3 protein-coding genes are annotated in these 3,526 nt (G+C 67.2%); 1 reads left to right on the top strand and 2 read right to left on the bottom strand.

Translation table 11 applies throughout. The features are described from left to right. Positions 1-165 precede the first annotated feature (165 nt). Complete coding sequence (locus ACLP25_RS04490) at positions 166-462, top strand: pilus assembly protein (RefSeq protein WP_442468031.1); 297 nt, start codon at positions 166-168, stop codon at positions 460-462. A gap of 80 nt (positions 463-542) precedes the next feature. Here the strand turns inward: ACLP25_RS04490 and ACLP25_RS04485 are convergent, their stop codons facing one another. Continuing rightward, on the bottom strand, positions 543-2,915 hold the full coding sequence (locus ACLP25_RS04485) for a penicillin acylase family protein (protein ID WP_442468030.1): 2,373 nt from the start codon (positions 2,913-2,915) through the stop codon (positions 543-545). Positions 2,916-3,221: 306 nt separating this feature from the next. After that, on the bottom strand, positions 3,222-3,526 hold a 305-nt coding region (locus ACLP25_RS04480; RefSeq protein ID WP_442468029.1), incomplete at its 5' end, for an exodeoxyribonuclease III.

Here is a 3,526-nt window from a genome sequence, read left to right as displayed (position 1 = left end):
AGCCAGACCCGGACCGTCGCCAACCTCAAACGCCGCCTCGAACGCCTCGGCTACACCGTCACCCTCGAACCAAAGGCCGCGCCCGCATGACCCGGCATCCACGCTGAAGCTATTTTCGTAGCAGCAGTTTGCGAGTACGCGAGGTTTGCGTGGACGACCGAGGCGGTGCAGGAAGCGGCGTTCGCGGGCGCGCGATGCATCGGCTTGACGCTGAACGCCTGCTCGGCGAACGGGGTCTACAGCCAGTCGAGCGCCGTCGCGTTCATCCAGTCCGAGGCGCAGAATTGGGGAATTACGATCCCTTCGGCGGACATCCAGATTGCGACCGCGACATCCTGCAACGGCGTCGCCGGGTTCTCGCAGGTCCAGGTGACCTACACGTTCCAGTCCTTCATTCCGGCATTGATCAATTTCCTCTCGACCGGAGAGGTCATCACGGGCTCGGCGTGTTTCCCCGGATAAACGGAAAACTCGGCATAGGATGGACGGGTTCGACCGGTGAGCAGTCCGCGCTCGGCGGACGCGCTCCCCTTACGGCCGTCTCACGGCGTCAGCGTGAGCAGCCGGGCCCCGGCTTTCTTCAGGTCGTCCTCGCTCCCCGTGAGCGGAATCGACTTCACGTCGTTCCACAGCGGCACGAGGTCGCGGTAATGCGGCGAGAAGATGTGGCCCGACTCGCCGGTCGTGATCATGAATCTGGACTTCTCCGGGTCGGCGAGGTCGTAGAGGCCGCGGAAGCCCGCGCCGTGGGTGCGGGCGAACGGCTTGTCCTTCCGGGTCTCGAAGCCGCCGCCGCGGTCGAGGGTGTAGAAGCCGCCGCTCGAGGGGATGCTGAGGTCGCTTGCGCGGTCGAGCAGGGGAATGTGGCTGTAGACCCTGTGCTGCAGCAGGCTCACGTGCTCGTTCCCCCAGCGCCATTGGCTCATGTCGGCGCCTTCGCGCTTGACGAGCAGCGCCAGGCCCTCGTCGAGCGCCTGTCCCAGCATCCTCTTGCAGTCCGGGTCGGGTTTGTCGGGCGCGTCGCACCACGACGGATGGTCGGTCATCAGCGCAATGAGCGTCATCGCGGCGAACGGGCCCTTGGCCCCCATGTTGAGCCCGGTCTTGTCCTCCATCAGGATGCGGTGGAGCGAGGCGAGAAACGCGGTGAAGATCAAGGGCTCGGGGCGATCCTTGTCCATCACGTCGTTCCAGCTTGCGAGCATCGCCTGGGCCTGGCGCGCGCGCTCGTCGGAGGGCGCGATCCTGGCGATGAACGGCTGCAGCGCCTTGGCCGCGAGCGACAGGCGGTCGCCCTGCATCGCCGCCGACGTCTCCAGGCTGTGCTTGTCGATCGTGTCGAAGAACTGCTGGATCCGGCGGGCGCGGAACGGCTCCTCCCAGTCCTGCCCGAAGGTCGGCTGGTGATCGTCGGCGACGTTGGCGTTGTTGGCGTTGAAGGCGAAGCCGGCGTTCGGATTGTGGAGTTGGGGGAGCTGCTCGAAGGGGATCGTCCCGACCCAGTCGTACGCCCCGGAGGCGCCGTCAGCCGGCGCAAGGCCGTCTCCGGATTTCCGCAAGGGAACGAGGCCCGGGCTGAAGAAGCCGATGTCGCCAGACGTGTCGGCGTAGACGATATTCTGCGTCGGCGCCTGAAAGAGCCGCATCGCGCTCAAGAAATCGTCCCAGCTCCTGGCCGCGTCGAGGCGCATCACCGCCTCGATCGTCGTGTCGCGGTCAGAGAGCCCGGTGAAGGCGAGCGCGATGACCTTGCCCGGCCCGGCGATGCTGGCGAGATCGTCGCCGACGTCTGAGAGCACGGGGCCGTGGCGGGTCGTCCGGATCGTCAATTTGACGTCGGCGCCGTCCTTGACGCGGATCGTCTCCTCGCGCGTCTCGAACGGCTTCGGGCCGTCGGGCGTCAGGTATTTCGAGGGATCGGTCGGGTCGATCGTCTCGATGAACAGGTCCTGGGTGTCGGTGTCGGCGGTGGTGAATCCCCAGGCGATGTGGTCGTTCTCGCCCAGCAGGACCCCGGGCGTGCCCGGCACGGAGCCGCCTTTGAGCCAGCCGTCAGGCGTGACGATCCGCGCGAGGTACCACAATATCGGCGCCCCGAGGCCGAGGTGCGGATCGTTGGCGAGGATCGGCTTGCCGGTGACGGTGCGCGAGCCCGCGACCACCCATTCGTTCGACGCCCCGCGGCCCAATCCGGTCAGCGCGCCGATCGCGTCGTCGACGCGGTCGACGCTCGCGTGCTGGTCGCCGAGCGCGGGTAGCGTGGTGATCGGGTCGCCGGGCTTCGCGCCGGGGAAGAACCAGGACACTTTGTCCGGCCCGAGCTTTTGCGTGATATGGGCGCGCAAGGCCTCCTGCTCGCGGTTCTGCGACAGCTCCAGCGCCATCAGCTTGCCCCAGATGACCGAGTCGGCCGGCTTCCACGGCTCGGGCGTGTCGCCCACGATGAAGAACTCGGGCGGCAGCGCGTCTTTGTGCGTGTCGAGGAAGGCGTTCACGCCGTCGGCGTAGGCCTGGAGGCGCTTCTGCGCTTCGGGCGACAGCGCAGAGACGCTCGCCTCCGCCTCGCGATGGAAACCGAGGGTGCGGAGGAACTTGTCGACCTTGAGGAGATCGGGACCGAAGGTCTCGGCGGCGCGCCCCTGGCCGACCAATCGGTTGACCTCCATCTGGAACAGCCGCTCGCTGGCGTGCAAATAGCCGAGCGCCCGGGCTGCGTCGTCCATGTTGGCGGCGAAGATGTGCGGAACGCCGTAGGAATCGCGCCACACGCGGACCTCCGCCGAGAGGCCCGGCAGCTTCTCGGTCCCCGAATAGCTCGGCATCGCGCGCCAGAAGAGCCACGCGCCAGCGACCGCCCCGACGATCACGAGCGTGACGACAAGGCGGAAAAGCCACTTGATCAGACGCCAGCGCACGCTGTCTTCCTCCCGACGTTGCTTTCCGCGGCGGACAATGAACCCGCACTCGCCGTCAAAGTCCATGTTTCATGTTTGAAGCGAGGTCGGGGTCGAAAAATGGCCAATCGCCGAAGTCGCAGCGCTTTCCGGGCCCGGGCCCGACCGTTTGCCCGGCGCCCCGTTGCCCGCGTTGCGAAGCGGTCCTGTCATCCCTGCGAAAGAGGGAATTCAGAGCCTTGGCGCAGGTCCCCGTCCCCTTGTCGTCAGATGGCGCCGCTCGCCGGCCTGAATGCCCGCGTTTCGCGGGCATGACAACGTTGGCGGTTACAGCGAGAACGTCACCTTGACCGGGACGTGGTCGGAGGGACGGTCCCAGCCGCGCGCCTCGCGCATCACCTCCATGCCGGTCACCGCGGGCCCGAGCGCCGGGCTCACCCAGACGTGGTCCAGGCGCCGCCCCTTGTTGGCGTTGGCCCAGTCGGGCGAGCGGTAGCTCCACCACGTGTAAAGCTTTTCCGATTCGGGCACGAACTTGCGCAGGGCGTCGACCCACGGGCCGGCCGCCTGGGCGCGCGCGAGCTTCTCGACCTCGACCGGCGTGTGGCTGACCACGCTAAGGAGCGCCTTGT

It is taken from the genome of Roseiarcus sp., from assembly GCF_052145395.1.
Classification (GTDB): domain Bacteria; phylum Pseudomonadota; class Alphaproteobacteria; order Rhizobiales; family Beijerinckiaceae; genus Roseiarcus.
This window is presented reverse-complemented; position numbering and strand designations above follow the sequence as displayed.